This is a genomic window from Novosphingobium sp. GW835-FHT14H07 (assembly GCF_058793515.1).
Map to the genome: position 1 here is coordinate 14,181 of NZ_JBXAFX010000003.1, position 21,131 is coordinate 35,311.

Below are 21,131 nucleotides of genomic sequence, written 5' to 3' on the forward strand. Positions count from 1 at the left end.
ATCAGGCGGCAACCTCCACGGGTGCCTTGTACAGGGAACCGCCCTTCATGATCATGGCGATGCGGTTCTTGTCCTGCAGGATCGACACGTCCTGCGTCGGATCGCCTTCGACCAGCAGCAGATCGGCCAGCCAGCCCTGCTTCACGCGGCCAACCTCAAGGTCCATCAGTTCACCGCCCAGGGCCGTTGCTGCCATCAGTGCCTCGGCCGGCGTGTAGCCGAAGTGATCGACGAAGATCTGCAGGTCGCGAGCATTGCGGCCATTGGGATTGAAGGGAAAGCCATAGTCGCCGCCGATCAGGATGCGCATGCCCCGGGCCTTGAGGGCAGGCACCAGCCTGGCTTCCAGTTCCATCCGCTCGGCCGCGCTTTTCTTCATGTGGCTCATGTCGATGTGCGGGGGTGGCGTCGCTTCCAGCGCGGCAATCGAGACACCGGGCGAAGGAGCATAGAACGTCGTGTCCTTGGCCGCGATCATTGCATCGGCGGCGGCCTCGTCGGCATAGGAGGCGTGGTAGATGATCCGTGCGCCTGCTTTCAGCGCAAGCTCGATCGCCTTGGGGTAATAGGCATGGGTCGCGATCCACAAGCCGGCCTCACGCGCCGCTTCGCCAGCCGCCTCCATCTCCTCGTCGGTATAGAGCACGTCGCCGGCCGAGCCGGGCTTCAGGGCATCCTCGCCCGAAACCACCAGCTTGAGCGAGCCGATGCCCTGCTCCTTGCAATAGGCCACGAACTTGCGGATAGCTTCGGCCCCGCGCCCGTTGAACACGTCACCGGTGTCGACGCCCTCGGCCCCTTCCGGGCTGCGTTCCAGTGTCGAAGGCACCAGACGCGGCCCCGGCGTCTCGCCCGCTTCGATGGCGCGCGCCAGTTCAACCTCGATGCCATCACCCAGCGCGCCTGCCGAATAGGCGCTGGTAAAGCCATGGTCGAGCAACACTCGTGCATTGCGCCAAGCCGCGACCTTCAGTTCGTCTTCAGGCAGGATGAACTGGTGGTAGATCTTCTCGACCGACGAGCCCCACGTCAAATGCGCATGCGCCTCGACCATGCCCGGCATCAACGTGCGGCCAGCACCTTCAACGAGCGTTGCCGCCCCCTCCACCGCTGGCTCTTGACCCGCATCAGTCACGATGGCGATTCTACCCTCGCGCACGATCACCGACTTTGCGCCTTCGAGCAGCTCCTCGCCGTCAAACACCCGGACGTTTCGGATCACCACGGTCTTCGGGGTTGGCATCGCATTTCTCCTGTTCTCCAGGATGACCTAGCTCCCGCATCAGGGCTGGAAAAGTATCGATAAGCAATGTTTGGATAGACAGAGCCTATGGAATGCCGTTGTCTCGGCCAATCACAACTCAAGCAGGCTGTCCTGTCGGACAAGGCTGACGAGTTTCAGCCCATGACTCGCCGCCTGCTCGCAGGCCAACGTGGACGCTGCCGATATTGTCGCCAGCACCGGGACCCCCGCAATCACGGCCTTCTGCACCAGCTCGAAACTGCAGCGCGCGGTGAGCAAGACGAAATGATCCGCCATTGCCAGACCCTCTCGCGCTGCTGCACCAATCAGTTTGTCGAAGGCATTATGCCGACCGACATCCTCGCGCACGAGGCGGATCTTGCCAGTCGGATCGCATAGCGCGGCCGCATGTGCTGCGCCCGTTGCGCGGCCCATCACCTGTTGGTCGCGCATCTGGGCGGCCGCGCTGAAGATTGCATCTGCCCCGATCCGGACTCGGGCGGTCACCGGCTGCAGCGGCCGCATGACCTGCTCCAGGCTCTCGATTCCGCAAAGTCCGCAGCTCCCTTCGGCAAGGCGCAAACGCGCCCTTTCGAGCAGTGGAGCCGCTCCTTCGGCACCAAGCTGCACGCGCAGCATCCACCCGCCTGCGCCCCCGCCTGCATCGACCGGCGCGGCCTGTGCCGAGACAAATTCGTGCGGTGAGGCGATCAACTGTTCCGACAGGCAGAAGCCGAGGGCATAGTCTTCGAGATCGACCGGTGTTGCCATCATCACGGCATAACCCACGCCGTTGATTTCCAGGGCAACCGGCGCCTCTTCGATGAGCGGCCTGTCCAGGGCGCGTGACACCCGGCCATCAGCGAACTCTTCGCGAAATGGGAAGGCCCTTGTGCCGTCAACCGGCATCGGAGCCATGGACCTGCGGATCGGTTGCGCGGGTCTGCGGGGCCGGAATGCGCCCGTCAGCCACCCGCGCCATGGCCTCTGCCGCCACCGGATCAAGCCCGGCAGAGCCTTGCGCGATCAGCGTATCGATCATGCGCGGCGTCCAGAACGAAACGATATGGTCCGCCACCGCGGCCACCGGCTTGTCGTCATGCACCAGGTTGCGCGCAATCTGGTTGGCCATGTACGCCAGCTTTTCGGCCGTATGCGCGCTCATTCGGCAGGCTCCATCGCGCTGTCATGGCCTACTATCCGGCGCGAGCGCGAGGCTTGCGCCTCGTAGTCTTCCTGCCAGTCGGTCGGGCCGTTGGATGGCGTGATCTGCACCGCGGTCACCTTGTATTCCGGGCAGTTCGTCGCCCAGTCGGAATAGTCGGTAGTGACCACGTTTGCTTGCGTCGCCGGGTGGTGGAAGGTGGTGTAGACCACGCCCGGTGCCACGCGATCCGTCACCAATGCTCGCAGGGTCGTCTCCCCTGACCGGCTTGCCAGCTTTACCCAGTCGCCAGACTTGAGGCCCCGGTTGTCGGCGTCAGTCGGATGAATTTCGAGAACGTCTTCCGGATGCCAGACCGTATTCGCCGTGCGCCGGGTCTGCGCGCCGACGTTGTACTGGCTAAGGATGCGCCCCGTGGTCAGCAGCAGCGGGAAGCGCGGGCCGGTGCGCTCGTCAGTGGGCACGTAGTCGGTCACTACGAACTTGCCCTTGCCCCTGACGAAGCCGTCGATGTGCATGATCGGCGAGCCATCGGGGGCCTTGTCGTTCACCGGCCACTGCAGCGATCCTTCGGCATCGAGCCGCTTGTAGTTCACGCCCGAGAACGTCGGCGTCAGCCGCGCGATCTCGTCCATGATCTCGGACGGGTGGGTGTAGTTCCAGTCCAGGCCGATCGCCCGCGCCAGTTCCTGCGTGACCTGCCAGTCCTCGTATCCGTTGAGGGGCTCCATCACCTTGCGTACCGGCTGGATGCGCCGTTCGGCGTTGGTGAAGGTGCCGTTCTTTTCGAGGAAGGTCGATCCGGGCAGGAAGACGTGCGCGTAGTTCGCAGTTTCGTTGAGAAACAGGTCGTGGACGATCACGCATTCCATCGCGGCAAGGCCGGCGGCCACGTGCTTGGTGTCGGGATCGGACTGCAGGATGTCCTCGCCCTGGATGTAGATCGCCTTGAACTGCCCATCGGTGGCGGCGTCAAGCATATTGGGGATGCGCAGGCCGGGCTCGGGATCGATCTTCACGCCCCATTCGGCCTCGAACAGGTCGCGCGTCGCCTTGTCGGAAACGTGGCGATAGCCTGAAAGCTCGTGCGGGAATGACCCCATGTCGCACGCGCCCTGCACGTTGTTCTGCCCGCGCAGGGGGTTCACGCCAACGCCGCGACGGCCAATGTTGCCGGTGGCCATGGCCAGGTTGGCGATGGCCATGACGGTGGACGAGCCCTGGCTGTGTTCTGTAACGCCTAGGCCGTAGTAGATCGCGCCGTTCCCGCCCGTGGCGAACAGGCGCGCCGCGCCGCGGATAGCTTCGGGATCGACGCCGATCACCGGCGAGAGGAACTCGGGACTGTTGCGCTCTGCCGAAACGAATTCGGCCCAGTGCTGGTACTCGTCCCAGTCGCAGCGCTCGCGGATGAACGCCTCGTCGGCGAGGCCCTCGGTCACGATTACATGGGCAATGGCCGTCAGGATCGCGACGTTGGTGCCCGGACGCAGCGGCAGGTGGAAGTCCGCCTCGATATGCGGCGAGCGAACCAGATCGGTGCGGCGCGGATCAATGACGATCAGCTTGGCACCTTCACGCAACCGGCGCTTCATGCGGCTGGCGAAAACGGGGTGCCCGTCGGTCGGGTTCGCGCCGATGACGAGGATGACGTCGCTGTCCTCGACGCTGTCGAAGTCCTGCGTGCCGGCAGACGTCCCGAACGTCGTCTTCAGGCCATAGCCGGTTGGCGAATGGCAGACTCGGGCGCAGGTATCGACGTTGTTGGTGCCGAAGCCGGCGCGGATCAGCTTCTGGACGAGGAACGTCTCCTCGTTGGTGCAGCGGCTCGAGGTGATCCCGCCCAAGGCGTTGCGGCCGTAAGTCTCACGGATGCGGTTGATCTGGCCTGCCGCATAGGTCAGCGCCTCCTCCCACGAAACCTCGCGCCAGGGCTGGTCGATGGACTCGCGGATCATCGGCGAGAGGATGCGCTCCTGATGCTGGGCATAGCCCCAGGCAAAGCGCCCCTTGACGCAGGAATGCCCGCGATTGGCCTTGCCGTCCTTCCACGGCACCATCCGCACCAATTGCTCGCCCCGCATTTCGGCGCGGAAGGTGCAGCCAACGCCGCAATAGGCGCACGTGGTGACGACTGCGCGCTCCGGCTTGCCGATTTCCTTGACCGCCTTCTCCTGCAAGGTAGCGGTCGGGCAGGCCTGCACGCAGGCACCGCACGAAACGCACTCCGAAGACAGGAAGCTGTCGGAGGTCAGGCCAGCAGAGACCTTGCTGTCGAACCCGCGCCCGTCGATGGTCAGCGCCAGCGTGCCCTGCACTTCGTCGCAAGCGCGCACGCAGCGCGAACAGACGATGCACTTCGAAGGGTCGAAATCGAAATAGGGGTTCGAGATGTCGGGCATCGCGCCGAGATGGTTCTCGCCCTCATAGCCGTAGCGCACATCGCGCAGGCCCACGGCGGCGGCCTGATCCTGCAACTCGCAATCGTTGTTGGCGCTGCAGGTCAGGCAGTCGAGCGGGTGGTCCGAGATGTAGAGTTCCATCACCCCCTTGCGCAGCTTCTGCAGGCGCGGGGTCTGGGTGTGGACTTTCATGCCCTCGGCAACGGGCGTGGTGCAGGAAGCAGGCGTCCCGCGCATGCCGTCAATCTCGACCAGACACAGGCGGCAGGAACCGAACTGCTTGAGGTTGTCGGTGGCGCAAAGCCTGGGGATGGAACCGCCCGTCAGAGCTGCCGCGCGCATGACCGTCGTGCCAGAGGGCACGGTTACTTCGCGCCCGTCGATAAAGCAGGTCACTTCCGTCTCGCTGCGGACTTCCGGGGTGCCGAAATCGGCCTGGCGTTCATAACCCATGGGATCGCTCCTCGGCGGCCATCAGATCCGCCGGTGTATTGATATTAGCAGGATTTTCGAAGAATCGCACGGCCCGCGCTCCGATGGCCTCGGCAAAGGCGCGCATCGAATGTCGTGCGTCGCTGATCAGCAGCGCATCGAGCGTGGCCGAGGCACTGACGGGCCATAGCCCGATCACCGGCTGGCTTTCGCAATAGGCGGGCGCGGGATGCAACTGGGCGGCCAGATCGTCGGCAAGGCCGATGCTGTCGACAGAGCAGGTCAGCACTTCGTCATAGCCTGCGTCTCTCGCATGGTGGAGCGCAGCGGCGATACCACCCAATGGCCCCATGTCGGCGCGCGGCCAATCGGGCAGCGTCGGCGCCGGAGCCTCCACCCGCCCCACGACCACCACCGCATCGCACTGCGCCGACAGGGCATCCACAGTCCGCGCCAGCAGCGTGCGCCCACCCAGTTCGGCCAGCGCCTTGTCGCTGCCAAAACGGGTGGACCGGCCACCGGCGAGGACGGCGCCGAGGATCATGGTTGCACCGCTGCGCCTGCATGCTTCGACAAGCTCAGCATGAGCGGGTCGAGAGAGATACCTCCAACCAAACTCCGCTCATCCTGAGCCTGTCGAAGGATGTTCACGCAACCCATCACTCGGCCGCTTCCCGCGTCAAATCTGCCCCGAAATCCTCGGGGAAATTGCGCAGTGCCGAAAGCACCGGATAGGGCGTGAAGCCGCCGAGCGCGCAGAGGGAACCGAACTTCATCGTCTCGCACAGGTCTTCGAGCAGAACGATCTCGTCCGCCAGCGTCCGCTCGACCTTGCGGGCGTTGTGCATCTGCGGGAGCGCCTCGACCTTGTCCGGCACGCGACCGGACCTGGCACGGATGCGGTCAATCAGCTCCACTCCGCGGGTCGAGCCAATGCGGCAAGGCGTGCACTTGCCGCAGGATTCGGCCGCGCAGAACTCCATCGCGAAGCGGGCTTGCCTGCTCATGTCTGCCGTATCGTCGAACACGGTGATCCCGGCATGGCCGATCAGGCCATCGGCTGCGGCGAAAGCTTCGTAATCGAACGGCAGGTGGAAATCGGCGGGCGAGTGATAGGCTCCCAATGGCCCGCCTACCTGCACTGCGCGCACCGGTCGGCCCGATGCGGTGCCGCCGCCGATGTCGCCCACCAGTTCGCCCAGCGTGATCCCGAAGCCCACTTCGAACAGTCCGCCGTGCTTCACGTTGCCCGCGATCTGGATCGGCATCGTGCCCTTGGACCGGCCGAAACCGACCGCCGCATAGGCCGCGGCGCCATTGGCCATGATCCATGGCACCGCAGCGAGCGTCAGCACGTTGTTGACCACCGTCGGCTTGCCGAACAGCCCCTCGAGCGCTGGCAGCGGCGGCTTGGCGCGCACTTCGCCGCGCTTGCCTTCCAGGCTGTTGAGCAGCGAGGTCTCCTCGCCGCAGACATAGGCGCCCGCGCCCACGCGCACTTCCAGTTCGAACGGCGCGATGTGGTGCGCCGACGCGCGCACTGCCGCTTCCATCTTGGCAATCGCGTGCGGATACTCGCTGCGGATGTAAATGTAGCCCTTCTGCGCGCCGACGGCATGGGCGGCAATGGCCATGCCTTCGACCAGCATGAAGGGATCACCCTCCATCACCATGCGGTCGGCGAAAGTGGCGCTGTCGCCCTCGTCGGCGTTGCAGACGATGTATTTGCGGTCGGCCTGGGCCTTGGCGACAGTCGTCCACTTGATCCCCGCCGGGAAGCCTGCCCCGCCCCGCCCGCGCAGGCCGGATTCCGTGACTTGCGCAATCGTTGCCTCAGGCCCGACCTCCCGCGCCTTGGCAAGGCCCTGCCAGCCGCCGTGCGCGGCATAGTCTTCGAGGCTGAGGGGCCGTGTCTTACCCGCGCGCGCAAAGGTAAAGCGCTGCTGGCGGGCAATGAAGGGATGCGCTGCAATCGAGCCGATAGCCTTGGTCGAACTGCCTGACAGAACTGCGGCAACATCTTCCGGTGCAAGCGGGCCGAAGCCCTGACCATCGATCTCGGCCAGCGGTTCCAGCCAGTGCATGCCCCACGATGACACGCGCTCCACGGTGCAGCCTGCCGCCACGAACGCCGCCACGACCTCGTCCGCGCCGCAAGCCAGCGCCAGCGCGTCGTCACTGATCCGAACGATTGTCACGCCAACGCCTCCATCAGCGCGCCCAGCCTTGCCGCATCGAGCCGTGCGTGGACCTTGCTGCCGATCATGGCATTCGGGCCGACCGAGCACAGCCCGAGGCAATAGACCGTCTCCACCTTCACCCGGCCATTGTCGGGCAAGCCCGCCGCCAGCACATCGACGCCCCGCGCCTGGCAGGCCTCAGCCCGGCACAGCTTCAGGACCGGGCGCGCGTCAGGCTCGGCGTGGAAGTCATGGTAGAAGCTGACGACACCCTGCACCTCGGCGCGGCTCAGGTTAAGTGCCTGCGCGATCGTGCGGATGGCCTCTTCCGAAACATGGCCATATTCGGCCTGCACATCGTGCAGGATCGGAAGCAGCGGGCCTTCCCGGCCAGCGTGGGCGGCTATGATGTGGGGCAATCGTTCCATGGCAGTCCGATCTTGTCCGAAAGACACGTCCGGTCAAATCGAAAAAGTCGAAGCCTGATAGGATTATCCTATCAAACTCCGGCAAGACTGCGTGCCACGGCCAGCGCCGTGCTGGCCATCGGGCTCAACGGCACGCGATTGACGACCACCAGCCCGATCCGGCGCGGTTCGTCACCATCATCGAGCACGGCGCAGCGTGCCCACTGCAGGCCCGCCAGCAGGGTGGCATAAGTATCTGGCACGATTGTGCAGAACCCGCCCGAGCGGACCAGATCAAACAGCGTGACATAACTGTCGGCTACTGCGCGCGGCGTGATTGCCAAGCCGCGATCCAGCATTCGCGCATCGAGAATCCGCCGGAACTGCATGCCCTGATGCAGCAGGCAGAGCGGTTGCGCAGAAGCCTCCTCCCACCCGATCTCGGTCAAGTTCCCGAGCGGACCATCAGCCCGCGTCACGAACAGGTAGCGCTCAGCGTGCAGTGGAACGGACAGGACATTGGCCGGAGTTTCGTGATCGAGATAGGTCAGGCCTGCGTCGCATTCGAAATTATTCAGCGCCCGCTCGATCTCGCGCGATGTGGCTGAACGCACCGCAAGGCTCAGGCCTGAATGCCGCTTCAGCAGGGTCTCGCCGAACTGTCCGGCCAGCGGCAGCGCGGCGGGGATGGCCGCGAGCGCGAACTGGCCGGTAATCGCCGCAGAACTCGCGGCGACCGAGCTCGTCATGCCTGCAACGGCGCCAAGGATCTGTTCGGCCCAGGGCAGCATGGCCTCGCCGTGCGCGGTCAGCCCCACGAATCTCCGGTCACGCTCGATCAGCCGATGACCAACCTCGCGCTCCAGGGCGGAAAGCCCGGCAGACAGCGTTGGCTGCGAAACACCGCATTCCTGCGCCGCATTGGCGAAATGCCGCAGCCGGGCAATGGTCACGAAATAGCGGAGCTGGCGGGGGTGCATCATCGCAGCCTAGGTTGATAGGATGCACCTATCAAGAGTGCCCCTTCCCCAAATGGCAGGTCTCGCAACCGCCGGACGAGGCCCATATGCAGCCAATGGAACGTGCGCAGCCCCCGGAACCGAACCTGATGGTGTGGTATGATGGCGCCTGCCCGATCTGCTCGCGCGAGATCGCGGCAATGCGGCGGCTTGATCGCAAGGGCGCGATCGCTTTTGTCGACATCGCCGATCCTGCCCAGCCGTGTCCGGTCGATCGCACCGAAGCGCTGGCGCGGTTTCATGTGGCCGAGGGCGAGCGGATCCTGTCGGGCGCGGCGGCGTTTGCGGCGATGTGGCGGGCCATTCCGGCGTTGCGCTGGCTTGGCCTGCTGGCCCGCTTGCGCCCGGTGGAGCATGTCCTGGAGCGCTGCTATCGCGCGTTCCTGCTGATCCGCCCCCGATTGCAAAGGCTGTTGAAATGAGCGGATCGCGTTATCGCAAGGTGCCTTCGGCGCGGCTATCGCGCCTGGCTGCGTTTGGCCAGCTGGCAGGCGGCGTGGCGGGGGGCGTGCTGGCGGAAGGCGCGCGCAGGCTGGCGCGCGGCGAAGCGCCGAAACTGTCGGACCTTTTGTTGACTCCCGGCAATGCCATGAGAGTTGCCGACCAGCTCTCGCGCCTGCGCGGCGCGGCGATGAAGCTGGGGCAGATGATCTCGCTCGACGCAGGAGATGTTCTGCCGCGTGAACTCACCGAAATCCTGTCCCGATTGCGGGATTCTGCGCATTACATGCCGCCCGCCCAGTTGGAACGCGTGCTGAGCGCTGAGTGGGGTGCGGGGTGGCGCTCTAAGTTTCGGCACTTCGGGGCGCAGCCGATTGCCGCCGCCTCGATCGGGCAGGTGCACAAGGCAGTCCTGCCCGATGGCCGTGTGCTGGCCATCAAGGTGCAATACCCTGGAATTGCTGCCAGTATCGATGCCGACGTGGACAATGTCGCCACGCTTCTGCGCGTCTCCGGGCTGCTGCCTCAGGGCCTCGACATCAATCTCCAACTCTCCGAGGCAAAGCGGCAACTCCACGAGGAGTCTGACTATCTCCGCGAGGCAGAGATGATGCAACGCTATGGCAAGATGCTTGCGGACGACGATGCATTTCTGGTCCCCCAGGCATACGCCCCTCTTTCGGGCCGCAACGTCCTGGCGATGGATTTTATCGAAGCGCGTCCGGTCGAAAGCCTACTCACCGCGCCTCTGGAAGTGCGCAACAAGGCCATGGGGGCGCTGCTCGGCCTGACCTTGCGTGAACTGTTCGCGTTCGGGTTCATGCAGACTGATCCGAACTTCGCCAATTTCCGCTGGCAGGCTGAAACCGGCAAGCTCGTGCTGCTCGATTTCGGTGCCGCGCGTGAGGTTCCGGTGGCCACGAGCGAGGCCTACCGGCGGATGATGCTGGCGGGGCTGGCCGAGGATCGCGATGCGCTGCGCGTGGCCCTGACCGAAGTCGGTTTCGTTTCCGATCAACAACTTGCTCGTCACGGCGCGGCGTTTGACCGGATGCTGGACATATTGATCGGCCATCTTGGAAAGCCCGGCCTGTTCGATTTCTCCGACCGCTCCTTTGTCGAGCGCGTGCGCGCCGAGGCCGAAAAGGTCGCGGCAGATCGCGCATCGTGGCACGTCCCGCCAGTCGATACGCTGTTCGTCCAGCGCAAGGTCAGCGGCACCGCGCTGCTGGCCATCCGCATGAAGGCGCAACTGCCTTTGCGCGAAATGGTGGCAGAGGCAATCGGAGGGGACTGTCCTCCACAGCAAACGCTTCGTCGCGCATTGGGTTAGCAACGGAACAGGCGAGTCGAAATTCCGTTTGCCTTTCATGCAGATAGATCTTGACCAGCGAAGCACCACTGGCCCCCGGTTCCAAAGCGACACGATCCAGCAGACACTGGCCCGCTGGAACCGCGAGCGGCTGAGTCCGCAGTTTCCGTCCGACGACTGGAACCAACATTTCGAGCATGAAGCGCAGATGCGCTATCTCGAAACCTCGTTTCTCGAGGAACTCCGCGCCGAGGTCCGAGAGCGCGCAGGCGAAGCGCCAACCGATGTCGACGGCTTTGTCGAATGGTTCGAAGACCTCAAGCTAACCGGTCCCGGTCAGGGCGATCCGCTGTTCCCCTGGCTCGCGGAAAACGCCGATGAAGCGCAACTGCGCTGGTTCTTCGAACAGGAAGCGGCAGGCGAAGCCGGGTTCGACGATCTTGTCGCCTATACGCAGGTCAAGCTCCCGGTCAGCGCCAAGCTCGAACTTGCTCGCAACTACTGGGACGAGATGGGCCGTGGCAACGTGCGCGGCATGCACGGACCGATGCTCAACGATTTGGCCATGACCATGGGCGTGGAACCGACCATCGAGAACACCGTGTGGGAGAGCCTTGCTCTAGCCAACGCGATGACGGGCATGGCTACCAATCGCGGTTTCGCGTGGCATTCGGTCGGCGCGCTTGGGGTGATCGAACTGACCGCACCGGGCCGTTCGGCCATGGTGGCCAAGGGTCTGCGCCGCATCGGCCTGTCCGACCGTGAACGCCGCTACTTCGATCTTCATGCCGTGCTCGACGTGAAGCACAGCGAGGACTGGAACCGCGAGGCGTTGCGCCCGCTCGTCGAGGAAGACCCGCGCCGTGCGACGGCCATGGCCGAAGGCGCGCTGATGCGTCTGATGTGCGGTGAGCGCTGCTTCGCACGTTATCGTGCGACACTCTGGGGATAGCCTCACATCACGATGTGATTTCTGTTGACCTGTGCCATCGCGATGTGACAAACGCGACTCATGGCACAGGACATTGTGGCGCGTGCGCGCAAGCTCATCGAGGATCGGGTCATTTCGCGGGCAGCGCTTGCCCGCGCGGCAGGTCTGCACCCCAACACCTTGCGCGACGCCCTATCGCCTGACTGGAATCCCACGGCAGATACGCTGACCAAGCTCGAACGGGCAATGGACGACAGTGACGATGAGGACTTCGCGCTGGCGACGGTCGAGGAAATCATTGCCGACGTCCGCAATGGCCGCATGGTCATCCTCGTCGATGACGAAGACCGCGAGAACGAAGGCGATCTGGTCATCCCGGCACAGATGGCAACCCCCGAATCCATCAACTTCATGGCCACCCACGGCCGCGGGTTGATCTGCCTGTGCCTCACGTCCGAACGCGCCGACAAGCTCGGCCTCGAACTGATGAGCCGCAACAACGGCACGCGCCATGGCACGGCCTTCACCGTCTCGATCGAGGCGCGCGAGGGCGTCGACACCGGCATTTCCGCAGCGGACCGCGCCCGCACCGTTGCCGTGGCGGTCGATGCCACCAAGGGCCGTGACGATATCGTGACGCCGGGCCACGTCTTCCCGCTGATCGCCCGCGACGGCGGTGTCCTCGTCCGCGCCGGCCACACCGAAGCCGCGGTCGACCTGCCGCGCCTCGCCGGCCTCAACCCCTCGGGCGTGATCTGCGAGATCATGAACGACGATGGCACGATGGCGCGCCTCAACGACCTCATCCCGTTCGCCCGCAAGCATGGCCTCAAGATCGGCACGATCCGCGACCTGATCGCCTATCGCCGCCGTCACGACCATCTTGTCGAATGCCTCGACCAGGCACCGTTCCACACCGATTACGGCGGCGAGTTCACGATCAAGACCTATCGCAACAAGGTCGACGGCTCGGTCCATCTCGTGCTGCAGAAGGGCCACATCCTGCCCGACACGCCGACGCTGGTGCGCATGCACTCGATCTCGGTCCTGTCCGACGTGCTCGGCCAGCCGGGACCGCGCAAGCGCATCCTGCAGCGCGCCATGAGCGAGATTGGCGAGGCAGGCTCAGGCGTCATCGTGCTGCTGATGCCGACCGATCCCGAACAGCTGATCCGCGAGGTCGGCGGAACCGCGGGGCACGACATGGAACTGCGCAGCTACGGCATCGGCGCGCAGATCCTTGCCGACCTCGGCATTCACGACATGATCCTGCTGACCAACTCACACCACAACCTCGTCGCGCTCGAAGGCTATGGCCTGAACATCGTTGGCGAGCGGGCGATTCCCGCAGCCTGAAGCTTCGGCACGAACGACGAACGGTTCAGGTCGTGGCGCTTGCCGCCATGACCTGACGTCCATCGGCGGCAAAGGCGGCGAGTTCGACCGCGCCCCCATCCTCGCGCATTACCAGATGCAGCGCCTCGCCGCAGATCGCTGGCGAAAGCCCCCGAAAGGCAAAGCTTTTCAGCGCGTTGTCGCCCAGCTCTGCCTGCGCCAGATCGAGCAGGAGCGTCGCCGTCAATGGCCCGTGCACGACCAGCCCGCGATAGCCTTCGACTTCCGTGGCATATGGCAGGTCGTAGTGGATACGGTGGCCGTTGAAGGTCAGCGCCGAATAGCGGAACAGCAGCGGCTCGTCCGGGGTTATCGCCCGGTGCGCGGTCCATGACCCCGGATGGAAGGTGCCCTCCCCCAACGGCGGCGGGACCAAGGGCAAGCCAGCGGCGGCGGCATCGCGATAGACCACGCTCTGCACTTCGCGCACGGCCAATTCGCCATAGCACAGCGTCTCATGAGCAACATCCACGAAGAACAGCGCTCCACTGGCACCCCGTTTTTCAGTGATCGCCGCAACCGAAGACCGCCGCTCGACCGCCGCGCCCAGCACGAGCGGCGCAAGAAACTCCACCTTGCTCGACGCCCACATCCGGCGCGGCAGTGGCACCGGCGGCAGGAAGCTGTCCGGGCTGTCATCGCGCAGCGGATGACCGTCAGCCCCAAGCGCCGATGTCGGCGCATCGGGCGTGCACAGGCACCAGTGGAAGCCTTGCGGCATGGTCCCGTCGGGGGGCGCCGCGCGATCGAGCGTTGCCAGCCAGCGCGCGGCAAGTCCGGCGTCGGCGCGGTCAACCCGCCGCTCGGTCCGGCCAATCCACGCGTCCCACCGATCCCCGTCCACGTCACCCATCAATTGCGCCCTTCCAGCAGCCCGCGCGCGATGACCTGCGCCTGTATTTCCGCCGCGCCTTCGAAGATGTTGAGGATGCGCGCATCGCACAGCACGCGGCTGATCTCGTACTCCAGCGCATAACCGTTGCCGCCATGGATCTGAAGCGAGGCATCGGCGTTGGACCATGCCGCGCGCGCCGCCAGCAGCTTGGCCATGCCGGCCTCGATATCGCAGCGCTTGCCTGAATCCTTGGCGCGGGCGGCGGCGTAGGTCAGCTCGCGCGCAAGGACCATGTCGACCAGGCTCATCGCCAGCTTGTCGGCCACGCGCGGAAACTGGACGATGGCCTTGCCGAACTGCTTGCGGTTCAGCGCGTAGTCCAGCCCCAGTTCCAGCGCGCGTCTTGCCACGCCGACTGCGCGCGCGGCGGTCTGGATGCGCGCACCCTCGAAAGTCCGCATCAGCTGCTTGAAGCCCTGCCCCTCCTCGCCGCCCAGCAAGGCATCGCCCGGCGCACGCAGGCCATCGAACTGCAGCGCATATTCGCGCATCCCGCGATAGCCGAGAACCTCGATCTCGCTGCCGCTCATGCCTGCCGCCGGGAAAGGTTCATCCTCCGTCCCGCGGGGCTTGGGCACCAGCAGCATCGACAGCCCGCCATAGCCCTTGGCATCTGGGAGCGTGCGGGCCAGCAAGGTCATCAGGTCCGACCGGGCGGCATGGGTTATCCATGTCTTCGCGCCATCGATCACCCAGCCCTCGCCCTCCCGCCGTGCGCGGGTTTGCAGTGAGCCGAGATCGGACCCGGTATCGGGTTCGGTGAACACCGCCGTCGGCAGGACCTCCCCGCTGGCGATGGCTGGAAGCCACTGTGCCTTCTGCGCCTGTGTCCCGCCCAGCACGATCAGCTCGCCCGCAATCTCGGAGCGCGTGCCGAGCGACCCGGCGCCGATCCAGCCGCGTGAAAGTTCTTCGGTGACGAGGCACATCACCAGCTTGCCAAGACCAAGCCCGCCGAACGCCTCGGGGATGCACACCCCGAACGTGCCGAGATCAGCCATTGCCCGTACCGTTTCGTCCGGAATCAGCGCATTGGCGAGGTGCCACTTGTGGGCGTGGGGCACGATCTCGGCATCGGTGAAACGGCGGAACTGGTCGCGGATCGTATCGAGATCGGCATCGCCGAGGCCTTCAGACGGCCACTGCCCCGCGGCAAGATTGCTTGCCACTTCGGCGCGCGCTTCGGCATGGTCAACTTCGAGCAGGCCGGCGCAATCCTGCGCCAGTTCGCGCGCCTCGGCGCTCAGCCCCAGATCGGCCGGGCGCAGAATCTCGTTCTGGCCCATGGGCAGGCCGCCCACCATCTGGCCCAGCGTCTCGGCGAAGGCCAGGCGGGCCACCGCTTGGTCGAGCGCAGAGCCAGACCGTTCGGCCCATTCCGCCACTGCCTCAAGCGCGGCAGCGCTTGTCGCGATCCAGGCAAGGCCGTGGGCGGCACGCTGATGCTCATCGATCCGCGCGCCTTCCAGCCGCCTGGCCAAGGCCCCCTGCGCCGCTGCCTGATAGCGGCGCGCCGCGCCCAATTCCTCCTCAAGCATCCTGTTCTTTTTCCGGATTGTAGAATGTAAGCATTGCTATTATCGCCACGGCATGAAAGTCAACGTGGCCTTCTTGTCATCTGACGTCGGGCGCCTGTTCCGCAAGCGCTTTGCCGCCAGTGCCCAGCACTTCGGCGTGACCGGACCGCAGTGGCGCATGCTGGCCGCGATCCAGCGCGATCCGGGCACCAACCAGGGCGCCCTGGCAGGCTGGCTTGAAGTGGAGCCGATCACGGCCGGACGCATGATCGACCGGCTCGAGAAGATGGGGCTGGTCGAACGGCGCGATAACCCCGCCGACCGGCGCTGCTGGTGCCTCTATCTTACTGCGAAGGGCGAGGAGCTGATCCGGTCGATGACGCCGCTGGCGCAGCAGGCCATCGGCGAGGCGGTTTCCGGCCTGACGGATGAAGAACACGCTCAACTCCTTTCGCTGCTCGAACGCGTGCGCAGCAACCTTTCCGATGACCCCACTCCCGAAGCGAACCTGATCCATGGCCGAGGCTGATCCCTTTCCCCCCCAGAACGCACCTGCCGCGCAAGCCGCGAAGGAGCACGTTGGCGAGACCCGTTCGAGGCGCTCCCGCACGATCCTCATGGTGCTCGGGCCCGTCGTCGTCGTGGCCGGCGCGCTGTGGTACTGGTTCGGCAACCAGGGCACCGTCTCCACCGACAACGCCTATATCAAGCAGGATATAGTCGCCGTCGCCGGCGAGGTCAGCGGCCTGATCACCAAGGTCAACGTGCGCGAGAACCAGCACGTCAAAGCGGGCGACGTCCTGTTCACGATCGACCCCGCCACTTTCGACGCCACGATCCGCCAGGCCGATGCGCAGATCGCCACGGCGCAGGCCAAGGTTACCGCCTTGAACGCCGACGTCGCCGCCAAGGCCGCGGCACTTGCCGCCGCCAACGACGACCTTGCCCTCGCCCAAGCCAACTTCTCGCGCGAGAAGGCGCTGATGGACAAGGGCTTCAACACCCGCGCTCGCATGGACGCGGCAGAGCATGCCGTGGCCGTGGCTCGCGACCGCATCGTCTCGATCCGCGCCGAAGTGGCGCAGGCCCGCTCGGAACTGGCCACCGGTGCGCAGGTGCCGGGCGTCAATCCCGCCATCGCCGCCGCGCAGGCCAATCGCGCCAGGGCCACTCTCGACATGGAGCGCACGGTCGTGCGCGCGCCCGCCGATGGCGTGGTCACGCAAGTCACGCGCCTGCAGGTCGGCCAGATGGTCTTTCCCGGCGTGCCGATGGTCTCGATCGTGCGCGACGGCAGCGCCCGGGTGGACGCGAACTTCAAGGAAACCGACCTGAACCACATGCGTCCCGGCCAGCCGGCCGAGATCGAGATAGACGCCTATCCCGGACTGAAGCTGAAGGGACACGTCGAATCCATCGGAGCCGGCACGGGTTCGGAATTCTCTGTTCTCCCGGCGCAGAACGCCACCGGCAATTGGGTCAAGGTGATCCAGCGCGTGCCGGTCCGCATTGCCATCGACAGCAAGTCGGAGCGACCGCTGATCGCCGGCCTCAGTTCCGACGTCACCGTCCATGTCGGCAAGTAGCGCCGAGCAACCACCGCTGGTCTCGCGCAACCGGCCGCTGATGCTGGTCGGTTCAATGGCGGCGATGGTGATGTACACGCTCGACACCACGATCGCCAACGTCGCCCTGCCACACATGACGGCTTCGCTAAGCGCGACGCAGGATACCATCACTTGGGTCCTGACCAGCTATGTGCTGGCCTCGGCCGTGGCGCTGCCGCTGGCAGGCTGGCTGGTGGACAAGTTCGGCATCCGCAACATGATGCTGATGTCGGTGTTGCTGTTCACCGTGGCCTCGATGCTTTGCGGTGTGGCGCAGAATCTTGAACAGATGGTGTTTTTCCGGATCCTGCAGGGACTCGGCGGCGCGTTCCTCTCTCCCTTGGCCCAGACAGTCACGCTCGATTCCAGCACAGCGGCGGAACGGCCCCGGATGATGGGGCTTTATACCCAGGGCGTCATGCTGGGACCGATCACCGGGCCGATCATCGGCGGCTTCCTGACCGACAACTACAACTGGCGGTGGGTTTTCTACGTCAACCTGCCGGTGGGCCTGATCTGCTTCCTCCTGCTGTGGCTCTATCTTCCCAAGACCCCGACGCGGCAGCGGCGCGTGGACTTCACTGGCTGGCTGCTGGTGGCGCTGACAGTCTCGGCGCTTCAGCTGATCCTAGACCGGGGCCTGACGCTCGACTGGTTCGCCTCGGCCGAGATCGTGACTTACGCGGTCGTGGCCCTGGCCGGAGCCTGGCTTGCCGTGTTCCATCTTTCCGGCACGGCGCAGCCGCTGTTCCCGACGGCGCTATTCCACGATCGCAACTTCACCGTCGGCCTGGCCTTCATGTTCCTGATCGGCCTGGTGATGATGTCGGTCATGGCGCTGCTGCCGGGTTTGCTTCAGCAAATCTACGGCTACACTCCGCTGCAATCAGGCATGCTGCTGGCCCCGCGCGGCATCGGCATGCTGGCCTCGATCACCCTGTTCGGGCGGTTCATGACCAAGGTCGATGCGCGCGCCTTGCTGGCGCTGGGCCTGCTGCTGATGGGCGGCTCGATGTGGCTGATGACCGGCTGGTCGCTGGAGATGCCGCGCGGCCCGATTATCTTCGCCGGGCTGCTGCAGGGGCTGGGCCTGTCGTTCACGTTCATGCCGATGAACCTGATCTCCTTCGCCACGCTGCCGCCGCACTTGCGCACCGATGCCTCGAGCCTTGGCAACCTGATGCGCAACCTGGGTTCTTCCATCGGCATTTCGGCCGCTTCGGTGGAGCTTGCCCGCAACATCCAGGTCAATCACGCCGAGATCGGCGCGCATGTCACGCGCACCTTGGTGCCGTTCGATCTGGACCGGGTGACGGCCTATGGTGGCATGGGCGAGACAATGTTGCGGGTGATGGACGGGATGGTAAACCAGCAGGCCGCGATGATTGCCTACATCAACGACTTTTACGCAATGGCGATCGCCTGTGTTGTGGCCATTCCCCTGCTCATGCTGGTGCGTCCGGCAAAGCCAGCTCCGCCTCGCTGATCCTGTCACCGCTGGACAAAAAAATGGGGCCGACTTGCGCCAGCCCCTTTTGAAGTTTGGGAGAGGATGCCTGAAAGGCCTGTTCGCTATGCGAGTTCCTCCGGATTCAAGCAAATGAGAATAACGCCTCTAAATTTGCGTTTTATGCAACTGCAGCGCGCTTGGCAGCGAGGACCGTATTGCTGAGCAGGCAAGCGATGGTCATCGGACCAACCCCGCCCGGCACCGGAGTGACCGCCTTGGCGTGATCGAGCTCATGCGTCGCACAATCGCCGACGATTTTCGTGTTGCCATCATGATCGACGACGCGGGTGATGCCGACGTCGATCACCACCGCGCCGGGCTTCACCCAATAGCCGCGCACCAGATGCGGCGCACCGGCCGCGGCGACGATGATATCGGCCTTGCGCGCCACGTCGGGCAGGTCCTTCGTCTCGATGTGCGTTACCGTGACCGTTGCTTCGCGTTCGAGAAGGAGCATGGAGACAGGTTTGCCTACGATATTGGACTTGCCGATCACCACGACGTTCAGGCCGCGATAGTCGTCGATCACGCTATCCAGCAGGAGCATGACCCCTAGCGGAGTGCAAGGAACGAGGCCGCCCGTACCGGTGGAAAGGCGGCCGACGTTGACGGGGTGAAAGCCGTCGACATCCTTGCCGGGATCGATGCGATCAAGCACCAGAGCTGCGTCGATGTGCTTGGGCAGAGGCAACTGGACAAGGATGCCATGGACCTGGGGGTCAGCATTCAGCTCGTCGATCAGGGCCAGCACCACGTCCTGCGCGGTGTCCGCAGGCAGGCGATGCTCGATCGAGCGGATGCCGGCCTTGCGGCACTGGGCGATCTTGCGACCGACATAGACTTCGCTCGCCGGATCGTTGCCGACAAGGATCACGGCAAGGCCGGGCGCATCGCCGCCCGCTGCGACGATATCCGCCACTTCTGCGGCGGTGCGCGCCAGCACCTGCGCGGCCAGCGCCTTGCCATCGATAATCTGGGCCATTGCCTGTTCCTCAACCGATAATTTGTATGTGTTGCATACAATATTAGCGATGGGATGCGCCGAATGCAACCGCTTCGGGCACGACGTCTGCCAGCACGTGGGCCAGTGCCCGGGCATTCAGGTCACGCGCCTTCTCCTCGGTCTCCGCCTCGCTGTAGCAGCGCAATTCCGGCGCATTGCCGGAAGGACGGAAATGGATGATCGCACCATCAGCAAAACTCATGCGATAGCCATCGGTCGTGTCGATGCCGGTGGGGAAGCCGGCAATCTCGCCGAACAGGCGGGCGATGCGGGCAAGCTGCTCGTCTTCTTCGCCGTGGCTGAGGAAGGCAATCAGCGCGGCGCTGTTTTCCTGCGGGAAATCGGCGACGCGATCGGAGAAGGTGAAGCGCGGCGGCAGTTCGGCGACGACTTCGGCCAGAGGGCGTTCCCTTGCATTCATCACCACCGCGATGATCGGTAGCAGGGCATCGCGCGTTGGCAGTGGCGCCAGATCGTCGACCGCGCTGCCGAGCAGGAACCCGCCATTGGCCTCGTAACCGCAAACCCGCGCGCTCGTGTCCGCGTCGGCCGCGTCCATCATCGCGCGGATCACGTAGGGCGAGCCGATGCGCGTGCGCACCACCTTTGGCGCCGCGCCGCTCAATTCCAGCACGGTGTTTGAGCTGACCGGCGTCACCACCACGTCCGCTGCCACCGCCCGCGCGCACAGCAGACCGACGATGTCACCTCGCAACCACGTACCGCGGGCATCGGCCACCAGCGGACGGTCGGAATCGCCATCGGTGGAAATGATCGCATCGACCTTGTTCTCGGCCGCCCAGCTGGCAGCCAGTGCAATGTCTTCCTCGCGGATCGCTTCCGTATCGACCGGCACGAACACCGTCTCGCGCCCGAACGGCACGGCAGTGGCGCCCAGCGCCTCGACCGCCCGGACCAGCACATCGCGCCCTACCGCAGTGTGCTGATAGACGCCGATGGTCAGTCCGCTGAGCGCATCTGCCCCGAAATGACGGACATAGCGCGCGATGTATTCGTCCTCGACCGGCGTCACCTCGGGCAGGGGCACCGGCGCCAACAGGCTGTCATCGTTGCCGAAGCGCGAGGGATCGATTTTGACCCGCTGCCCGACGATGCCGGCCTCGTCGCTCTTCAGCACTTCACCGTGCGGACGATAGAACTTGATGCCATTGCGGTCGGCCGGAATGTGACTGCCCGTGACCATGATCGAAGGCATGCCCACGCCAGCGTTGTTCCCCATCGCATGGAACGCCAGCGCCGGCGTCGGCGTCAGCCCGCAGAACACCACCTCCCCGCCGCAATCACGCACCGCGGTGGCACAGGCGGCCAGGATGCGCGGCGTGCTGGTCCGGAGGTCACCGGCCAAGGCAACGCGATCTCCAGTGGAGAACTCTCCGATCTGGCGCAGATACTGGAGAAAGGCAGTGGCATAGGCATGGCACAGCTTGTCGGTCATGCTGGAGGCCAGCCCGCGCACGCCGCTGGTACCGAACGGGACCCCGCTCGACGCCATCAGTTCGGCCACGGTCACGCCTGCTTCAACGCCCAAGTCGTTCATTCGCCATCACTTTCCAGTTTCACCGCTTCGCACGAGACAGCCGCGCCAACGGTGCATGAGCGCGTGCGGCACGCCCTCGCTAGGTCGCGCCACACCCACCGAGGCGAACCGGAA

General features: G+C 65.0%; 19 protein-coding genes. 7 read left to right on the top strand and 12 right to left on the bottom strand.

The features are described 5' to 3' along the window. Position 1 precedes the first annotated feature (1 nt). From AC1Q5P_RS03695 to AC1Q5P_RS03730, 8 genes are all read right to left on the bottom strand, one after another. The gene (locus AC1Q5P_RS03695) at positions 2–1,243 is read right to left on the bottom strand and encodes an amidohydrolase family protein (protein WP_492518161.1); all 1,242 of its coding nucleotides are present in this window, start codon (positions 1,241–1,243) and stop codon (positions 2–4) included. A gap of 111 nt (positions 1,244–1,354) precedes the next feature. Then, on the bottom strand, positions 1,355–2,161 hold the full coding sequence (fdhD, locus tag AC1Q5P_RS03700) for a formate dehydrogenase accessory sulfurtransferase FdhD (protein ID WP_492478237.1): 807 nt from the start codon (positions 2,159–2,161) through the stop codon (positions 1,355–1,357). Further along, on the bottom strand, positions 2,142–2,408 hold the full coding sequence (locus tag AC1Q5P_RS03705) for a formate dehydrogenase subunit delta (RefSeq protein ID WP_082734476.1): 267 nt from the start codon (positions 2,406–2,408) through the stop codon (positions 2,142–2,144). Before AC1Q5P_RS03705 ends, fdhD begins: the two co-directional genes overlap by 20 nt. Beyond that, positions 2,405–5,263 carry a formate dehydrogenase subunit alpha gene (gene fdhF / locus AC1Q5P_RS03710; protein WP_492518162.1) on the bottom strand — a complete coding sequence of 953 codons (2,859 nt, stop codon included), beginning with the start codon at positions 5,261–5,263 and terminating at the stop codon, positions 2,405–2,407. Before fdhF ends, AC1Q5P_RS03705 begins: the two co-directional genes overlap by 4 nt. Beyond that, complete coding sequence (locus AC1Q5P_RS03715) at positions 5,253–5,786, bottom strand: molybdenum cofactor guanylyltransferase (protein WP_492518163.1); 534 nt, start codon at positions 5,784–5,786, stop codon at positions 5,253–5,255. Before AC1Q5P_RS03715 ends, fdhF begins: the two co-directional genes overlap by 11 nt. 115 nt (positions 5,787–5,901) lie before the next feature. After that, the gene (locus tag AC1Q5P_RS03720) at positions 5,902–7,440 is read right to left on the bottom strand and encodes an NADH-ubiquinone oxidoreductase-F iron-sulfur binding region domain-containing protein (RefSeq protein WP_492518164.1); all 1,539 of its coding nucleotides are present in this window, start codon (positions 7,438–7,440) and stop codon (positions 5,902–5,904) included. After that, positions 7,437–7,850: an NAD(P)H-dependent oxidoreductase subunit E gene (locus AC1Q5P_RS03725; protein WP_492518165.1), complete on the bottom strand. Its 414-nt coding sequence runs from the start codon at positions 7,848–7,850 to the stop codon at positions 7,437–7,439. Before AC1Q5P_RS03725 ends, AC1Q5P_RS03720 begins: the two co-directional genes overlap by 4 nt. Before the next feature lie 71 nt (positions 7,851–7,921). Beyond that, positions 7,922–8,809 (bottom strand): LysR family transcriptional regulator, encoded by an 888-nt coding sequence (locus tag AC1Q5P_RS03730; protein ID WP_039334720.1) that lies wholly within the window; start codon positions 8,807–8,809, stop codon positions 7,922–7,924. A 95-nt stretch (positions 8,810–8,904) separates the two neighbouring features. Here AC1Q5P_RS03730 and AC1Q5P_RS03735 point away from each other — a divergent pair, with 95 nt between their 5' ends. The 4 genes from AC1Q5P_RS03735 to ribB are packed head-to-tail and all read left to right on the top strand — an operon-like array spanning position 8,905 to position 12,888. Beyond that, the gene (locus tag AC1Q5P_RS03735; RefSeq protein WP_039334603.1) at positions 8,905–9,270 is read left to right on the top strand and encodes a thiol-disulfide oxidoreductase DCC family protein; all 366 of its coding nucleotides are present in this window, start codon (positions 8,905–8,907) and stop codon (positions 9,268–9,270) included. After that, positions 9,267–10,622 carry an ABC1 kinase family protein gene (locus AC1Q5P_RS03740; RefSeq protein WP_492518166.1) on the top strand — a complete coding sequence of 452 codons (1,356 nt, stop codon included), beginning with the start codon at positions 9,267–9,269 and terminating at the stop codon, positions 10,620–10,622. Before AC1Q5P_RS03735 ends, AC1Q5P_RS03740 begins: the two co-directional genes overlap by 4 nt. Positions 10,623–10,659: 37 nt before the next feature. Continuing rightward, positions 10,660–11,553 (top strand): iron-containing redox enzyme family protein, encoded by an 894-nt coding sequence (locus AC1Q5P_RS03745; protein WP_492518167.1) that lies wholly within the window; start codon positions 10,660–10,662, stop codon positions 11,551–11,553. A gap of 60 nt (positions 11,554–11,613) precedes the next feature. Beyond that, positions 11,614–12,888 (top strand): 3,4-dihydroxy-2-butanone-4-phosphate synthase, encoded by a 1,275-nt coding sequence (gene ribB, locus AC1Q5P_RS03750; protein WP_492478231.1) that lies wholly within the window; start codon positions 11,614–11,616, stop codon positions 12,886–12,888. Between the two features lie 25 nt (positions 12,889–12,913). Here ribB and AC1Q5P_RS03755 read toward each other — a convergent pair whose 3' ends face one another. Beyond that, positions 12,914–13,780: an HTD2 family dehydratase gene (locus AC1Q5P_RS03755; RefSeq protein WP_492518168.1), complete on the bottom strand. Its 867-nt coding sequence runs from the start codon at positions 13,778–13,780 to the stop codon at positions 12,914–12,916. After that, complete coding sequence (locus AC1Q5P_RS03760; RefSeq protein ID WP_492518169.1) at positions 13,780–15,360, bottom strand: acyl-CoA dehydrogenase family protein; 1,581 nt, start codon at positions 15,358–15,360, stop codon at positions 13,780–13,782. The genes AC1Q5P_RS03755 and AC1Q5P_RS03760 overlap by 1 nt, the downstream gene beginning before the upstream one ends. A 52-nt stretch (positions 15,361–15,412) precedes the next feature. On the opposite strand from AC1Q5P_RS03760, the gene AC1Q5P_RS03765 reads away from it, so the two are divergent. Genes AC1Q5P_RS03765 through AC1Q5P_RS03775 form a run of 3 tightly spaced genes read left to right on the top strand, consistent with a single transcriptional unit; the run spans position 15,413 to position 18,432 of the window. Next, positions 15,413–15,868 carry a MarR family winged helix-turn-helix transcriptional regulator gene (locus AC1Q5P_RS03765; protein ID WP_039334595.1) on the top strand — a complete coding sequence of 152 codons (456 nt, stop codon included), beginning with the start codon at positions 15,413–15,415 and terminating at the stop codon, positions 15,866–15,868. Beyond that, positions 15,855–16,925 (top strand): HlyD family secretion protein, encoded by a 1,071-nt coding sequence (locus AC1Q5P_RS03770; protein WP_492518170.1) that lies wholly within the window; start codon positions 15,855–15,857, stop codon positions 16,923–16,925. The genes AC1Q5P_RS03765 and AC1Q5P_RS03770 overlap by 14 nt, the downstream gene beginning before the upstream one ends. After that, a complete protein-coding gene (locus AC1Q5P_RS03775; RefSeq protein ID WP_039334590.1) occupies positions 16,912–18,432 on the top strand; it encodes a DHA2 family efflux MFS transporter permease subunit in 1,521 nt (506 codons plus the stop codon). The genes AC1Q5P_RS03770 and AC1Q5P_RS03775 overlap by 14 nt, the downstream gene beginning before the upstream one ends. 142 nt (positions 18,433–18,574) lie before the next feature. On the opposite strand, the gene AC1Q5P_RS03780 is transcribed toward AC1Q5P_RS03775, so the two are convergent. Next, positions 18,575–19,438 carry a bifunctional 5,10-methylenetetrahydrofolate dehydrogenase/5,10-methenyltetrahydrofolate cyclohydrolase gene (locus AC1Q5P_RS03780; RefSeq protein ID WP_492518171.1) on the bottom strand — a complete coding sequence of 288 codons (864 nt, stop codon included), beginning with the start codon at positions 19,436–19,438 and terminating at the stop codon, positions 18,575–18,577. Between the two features lie 43 nt (positions 19,439–19,481). Beyond that, positions 19,482–21,017 carry a phosphomannomutase gene (locus tag AC1Q5P_RS03785; RefSeq protein WP_193828702.1) on the bottom strand — a complete coding sequence of 512 codons (1,536 nt, stop codon included), beginning with the start codon at positions 21,015–21,017 and terminating at the stop codon, positions 19,482–19,484. Positions 21,018–21,131 lie beyond the last annotated feature (114 nt).

What these genes read in the sequence shown, in the direction of transcription:
- AC1Q5P_RS03780 (WP_492518171.1), bottom strand. Translation starts at nt 19,438, where the DNA reads ATGGCCCAGATTATCGATGGCAAGGCGCTGGCCGCGCAGGTGCTGGCG.
- AC1Q5P_RS03725 (WP_492518165.1), bottom strand. Translation starts at nt 7,850, where the DNA reads ATGGAACGATTGCCCCACATCATAGCCGCCCACGCTGGCCGGGAAGGC.
- AC1Q5P_RS03785 (WP_193828702.1), bottom strand. Translation starts at nt 21,017, where the DNA reads ATGAACGACTTGGGCGTTGAAGCAGGCGTGACCGTGGCCGAACTGATG.
- fdhF (WP_492518162.1), bottom strand. Translation starts at nt 5,263, where the DNA reads ATGGGTTATGAACGCCAGGCCGATTTCGGCACCCCGGAAGTCCGCAGC.
- ribB (WP_492478231.1), top strand. Translation starts at nt 11,614, where the DNA reads ATGGCACAGGACATTGTGGCGCGTGCGCGCAAGCTCATCGAGGATCGG.
- AC1Q5P_RS03705 (WP_082734476.1), bottom strand. Translation starts at nt 2,408, where the DNA reads ATGAGCGCGCATACGGCCGAAAAGCTGGCGTACATGGCCAACCAGATT.
- AC1Q5P_RS03755 (WP_492518168.1), bottom strand. Translation starts at nt 13,780, where the DNA reads ATGGGTGACGTGGACGGGGATCGGTGGGACGCGTGGATTGGCCGGACC.
- AC1Q5P_RS03695 (WP_492518161.1), bottom strand. Translation starts at nt 1,243, where the DNA reads ATGCCAACCCCGAAGACCGTGGTGATCCGAAACGTCCGGGTGTTTGAC.
- fdhD (WP_492478237.1), bottom strand. Translation starts at nt 2,161, where the DNA reads ATGGCTCCGATGCCGGTTGACGGCACAAGGGCCTTCCCATTTCGCGAA.
- AC1Q5P_RS03760 (WP_492518169.1), bottom strand. Translation starts at nt 15,360, where the DNA reads ATGCTTGAGGAGGAATTGGGCGCGGCGCGCCGCTATCAGGCAGCGGCG.
- AC1Q5P_RS03730 (WP_039334720.1), bottom strand. Translation starts at nt 8,809, where the DNA reads ATGCACCCCCGCCAGCTCCGCTATTTCGTGACCATTGCCCGGCTGCGG.
- AC1Q5P_RS03715 (WP_492518163.1), bottom strand. Translation starts at nt 5,786, where the DNA reads ATGATCCTCGGCGCCGTCCTCGCCGGTGGCCGGTCCACCCGTTTTGGC.
- AC1Q5P_RS03765 (WP_039334595.1), top strand. Translation starts at nt 15,413, where the DNA reads ATGAAAGTCAACGTGGCCTTCTTGTCATCTGACGTCGGGCGCCTGTTC.
- AC1Q5P_RS03745 (WP_492518167.1), top strand. Translation starts at nt 10,660, where the DNA reads ATGCAGATAGATCTTGACCAGCGAAGCACCACTGGCCCCCGGTTCCAA.
- AC1Q5P_RS03770 (WP_492518170.1), top strand. Translation starts at nt 15,855, where the DNA reads ATGGCCGAGGCTGATCCCTTTCCCCCCCAGAACGCACCTGCCGCGCAA.
- AC1Q5P_RS03775 (WP_039334590.1), top strand. Translation starts at nt 16,912, where the DNA reads ATGTCGGCAAGTAGCGCCGAGCAACCACCGCTGGTCTCGCGCAACCGG.
- AC1Q5P_RS03735 (WP_039334603.1), top strand. Translation starts at nt 8,905, where the DNA reads ATGGAACGTGCGCAGCCCCCGGAACCGAACCTGATGGTGTGGTATGAT.
- AC1Q5P_RS03740 (WP_492518166.1), top strand. Translation starts at nt 9,267, where the DNA reads ATGAGCGGATCGCGTTATCGCAAGGTGCCTTCGGCGCGGCTATCGCGC.